4 protein-coding genes are annotated in these 4,095 nt (G+C 44.3%); all 4 read right to left on the bottom strand.

All coding sequences use genetic code 11. The features are described from left to right. A partial coding sequence (locus A3751_RS12795) for an ion transporter (protein WP_068456633.1) occupies positions 1–818 on the bottom strand: 818 nt, incomplete at its 3' end. 361 nt (positions 819–1,179) lie between these two features. Beyond that, entirely contained in the window at positions 1,180–3,096 is a 1,917-nt protein-coding gene (locus A3751_RS12800) for a VacB/RNase II family 3'-5' exoribonuclease (protein ID WP_068456627.1), read from the bottom strand. A gap of 71 nt (positions 3,097–3,167) precedes the next feature. After that, entirely contained in the window at positions 3,168–3,719 is a 552-nt protein-coding gene (gene folE / locus A3751_RS12805) for a GTP cyclohydrolase I FolE (RefSeq protein ID WP_068456628.1), read from the bottom strand. A 93-nt stretch (positions 3,720–3,812) separates the two neighbouring features. Next, positions 3,813–4,095, bottom strand: a 283-nt coding sequence (locus A3751_RS12810) for a hypothetical protein (RefSeq protein WP_231876890.1), incomplete at its 5' end; no start/stop codon positions are given.

Raw genomic sequence — 4,095 nt, forward strand, 5'->3', positions numbered from 1 at the left:
CGATCTAGTTTGTTGTGCAGTTCATCAAGCCGATTCTGTACTGCCTTTAGTTGCTGAATGATCTCATCGCGCTCGTCTCGTGCTTCTTTGGCAACCTTCGCGTTTTGCTCTTCACTCATAACTTCAAGAATGGCACCAATCATCATATTTAAAAATACAAAAGCGGTGAGAAAAATAAAGGTCAAATAGTATATCCAGCTTAGTGGATGCACAGCCATGGTTGCATACATGACGTCCGTCCAATCCTCAAATGTCGCTACCCGAAACAACGTAAGCATTGAGATGGCAACGTCGCCCCACAGCGTCTCATCAACATCACTAAAAAACATAGAGCCAATAGCTGCGTAGATGTAAAAAATGATAAACATCAAAAGCGCGATATAGCCCATCCGCGGAATCGCTTTCAGTAATGAGTTGATCAAGAATCGCAACTCAGGAATAACAGAAACTAGGCGCAAAACCCTAAACACGCGTAATAGCCTTCCTAATAGAACCGCCTCAGAGTTGTCTAGCGGCACAAGGCTGCCTATGACGACCAAAGTATCAAAGATATTCCAACCATCCATGAAAAACCGACGTTTTTCAGGACAAGCTGCGAACCGTAATAGAATTTCGAGTAGGAAGAAGAACGTAATTCCACTATCCAGAATTACTAATGTCTGTTCGACCAATGGTGGCAATGAATAGGTTTTGGCTCCTATCGTTAGAGCAGACAAGACAATAATCGCAATTACCAAGCCTTGGAAAAGCTTGCTCGACTCAATAAGTCGCAGCTTACCCAAAATGGGAGCCGAAGACGGGGGGAGACTAACCATCATTGAATTACCTGATCAACAAATTCGAAAACCGTTGAAGTCTACTTAGGCACAATTCGAATGTATAGAACTAGACCATACTGATTCATGCTGACCACGAATCTAATACACTTTTGAGAAAAGTATCTTTGCAAGATCTATGATAACGAAGGCGAGAAATTTAATAAAAAAATGAAGTAGCGGGCGATCTTTGCCTGCTATGCTCATCCTTGGCTAATCCATTAGCTCAGTTCATCCATGAAGTCCGTTGACAAGTCCATCTGTCTTGGCTATCCCTAGGCCTTAAGAATAGGGTCTTTTGGAAAAAGAAAATATAAGAGATCTCGTAAAGTATTGTAAGAAATCTCTTACAATACTTTCGCGACTAGACTAGCTCAAACTGAATTTGCTTCTTAGACCAATCTACGCGTTTTGGTTTAACTTTCACTTGCTGTAAAAGCTGGAAGTCTCCGACTGAAGTTTTGAGATGCATACGGTCTTGATTGAAACTGCATTTACCTTCGATATCGCGAGTGCTAATCACGCCTTCAATACCATTCTGCTTCAATCGCAGTTGAACTCCTGTTGTGAACACCCGCACCACTTCTGCATCAAACACATCTTCTTGGCGCATCATATATTCGCACTTCAGCCACTGCTCAATATCGTAAACCGCTTTGCGAATATCATCTTGCTTGGCATCAATCGCATTCACCACCTTCTTGTCCATTATAGGAGAAGCTTGCTGCGTTAAAATCTCACGCAATTGTTTATGCAACAAATAATCATTTGCTTTGCGTAAAGGCGAAGTGACCGTCGTATACTTGTCAAATCCCAAACCAAAGTGAGGCTCTGGACCTAAGGTAAACGTTGTCCGCTCAAGCTGACGAAGCAGAAGTTGCTTCAGCTCCGCTAGATCGTCATTACCATTTACCGTCTGCATAACTTGCCTAAATCCGGCGAGCTCCGAAAGAGTCAATTCTTTTAGCTCTTCGACCGACTCAAACAATACCTTTTGCAAGCTCTCTACCCTGTCGGATCTTGCACCAGAATGAGAGATATAAATGCTTGATTTAGCGTTATCCGACAGATATTGGGCAGCACAGCGATTCACCAACAGCATGCACTCTTCTACCCAAGCATGCGCAGTATGTGTCTCACGGGGTTTAATCGCCTCAATTTTCTGCTTATCGTTTAGCTCGAGATAAAATTCTGTTCTTCCTTGTTGTACACAAGCATTCTCTCTTCGCCATTCCAACATCTTTTCTGACAAGCTTTGCAACAACGGTAACTGTTCAGCTACTACGGATTTTAACTCCGTCGACTCTACTCCACTTGCCTGCGCATAGGATAGCTTTTGAGCCGATGTGATTGCGGCTTGCGAGATCGTAAAATCTGTAAGTTCACCAGTTTCACTTACTTGAATCTTAAAGACCTTTGCCAGACGCTTTTTACCCTCTACAAGAGAGCACAAATCAGAACTCAACTTTTCAGGAAGCATAGGGACAATTTTGCCAGGCGCATACAACGAAGCGGAGCGCTCGAGCACCTCTTTCTCCAACTCGGGCTCAGAGCTTATCAAAGCTTCTGGATCAGCAATGGCAACAGAAAGTAACCAGCCGCTGCCATCACGCGCAATGTATAGCGCATCATCCATATCCCGCGTTCGCTCACCATCGACAGTAAAAAATGGCACATCGCTTAGATCTTCCCGCTCAGAGCAAAGTGACTCGACACGGCCCTCATCTAAGTCAGTCAGCGCCGTCTCTGCTGATGCGCTCCAGCTTTCAGCGATATGATGTTTCGCAAGGCTGTAAACCCACTCGATGCCCTTACTCGATTCATTCCCCAAAACATCAACAATATGAGCCTGAGGTTTACCGTTCTTGATCGGGTGTTGCACCAACTTGCATTTCAACAAGTCGCCAACTTTGGTTTTACCGCGCTTGTTGGGCGGTATAAAGATCCAGCGCGTGCTGCCATCAAAATCAGCCTCTGCGAAATGCGCCGTACCTTTTGCGACATACTTCCCGAAAAACTCTTTGTTCGTCGACTCCACAAGCCGCTCAACATGAGCAAACGTTTTGTTTCGGTCATCTTTCTTAATTTCAACTTCGACGCGGTCACCAGGAAGAACCCTGAGCATCTCCGCAGGGGGAAGAAATACGTCTCGCCCACTATCTAACGTAACGAATCCGAATTTTTGTCCGGTACCTTTGACTCGACCTAATTGCAGATTTCGACTTGCTTTGATGTCGCTTTTTAGCTGCTTTAATTGATCTAAGGCATCTAGTTTAAGCATGCTTTTACCTTTGAGGTCTTACGCAGACCGAATGTTGAAGTTAAGTAGTGAGGGTTGTTGAAAATAGGATATTACTTTATCAGTGACAAAAACTCATTTCGCGTTGCCTCAGATTCGCGAAACGTTCCCAGCATTACCGAGCTGAGCATGGAAGAATTCTGCTTTTCGACACCACGCATCATCATACACATATGTTGAGATTCAATGACGACTGCAACCCCTCGCGCATTTGTTACTGACATCACAGCATCAGCAATCTGTTTCGTTAGGTTTTCCTGTATCTGTAGTCGTCTTGCGAACATATCAACAATACGCGCGAACTTGGATAAGCCCAGCACCTTGCCACTAGGTAGGTATGCGATATGACACTTACCGATAAACGGCAACAAATGGTGCTCACATAAAGAATAGAGCTCTATGTTTTTAACAAGGACCATTTGGTCATTGTCCGATTCGAAAATCGCTCCGTTGACGATATTTTCCAGGTCCTCATGATAACCTTTGGTTAAGAAGTTCATAGCCTTTGCTGCACGCTGCGGTGTATCGCGTAAACCTTCTCTTTGAGGGTCTTCGCCAAGCCCTCTCAAGATGGCTTCATAATGTGCAGAAATATCTTTATTCATAATCTTTACCGGTAGGTCTCGTGCCTTGGGCGGCACAATCTAACACGCAGGAGACAGGAATCAACTTTTTTCAAAAGACATCACTTCCTAGCGTTATGCATAAATTTCAGACAACCAGCCACTAGGCGAATCATAGCCTTCGCAATCTTGCGTTCTAACATTTAGATGCAGCTCGCTCCCTTCTGGAAATTCATACTCCCGCATGGCAATCACAATATCGTTCTTTAGCGTTTCGGACTGCGATTTGGATGTCGCCGGTAGCAGGCATATATAGCGTCGATCACTTAGCTTGTATAGATGATCGGTTTGGCGCACCCGGCTGTTCCACAACTTAATTACAGCCAAAAGCAAGTTATTCTTAGTTTGAAGGGACTTG

It is taken from the genome of Oleiphilus sp. HI0080, assembly GCF_001635135.1.

Bases quoted from the DNA above. Each gene is read 5' to 3' on its own strand.
- A3751_RS12800 (WP_068456627.1), bottom strand. From the start codon at position 3,096: ATGCTTAAACTAGATGCCTTAGATCAATTAAAGCAGCTAAAAAGCGAC.
- folE (WP_068456628.1), bottom strand. From the start codon at position 3,719: ATGAATAAAGATATTTCTGCACATTATGAAGCCATCTTGAGAGGGCTT.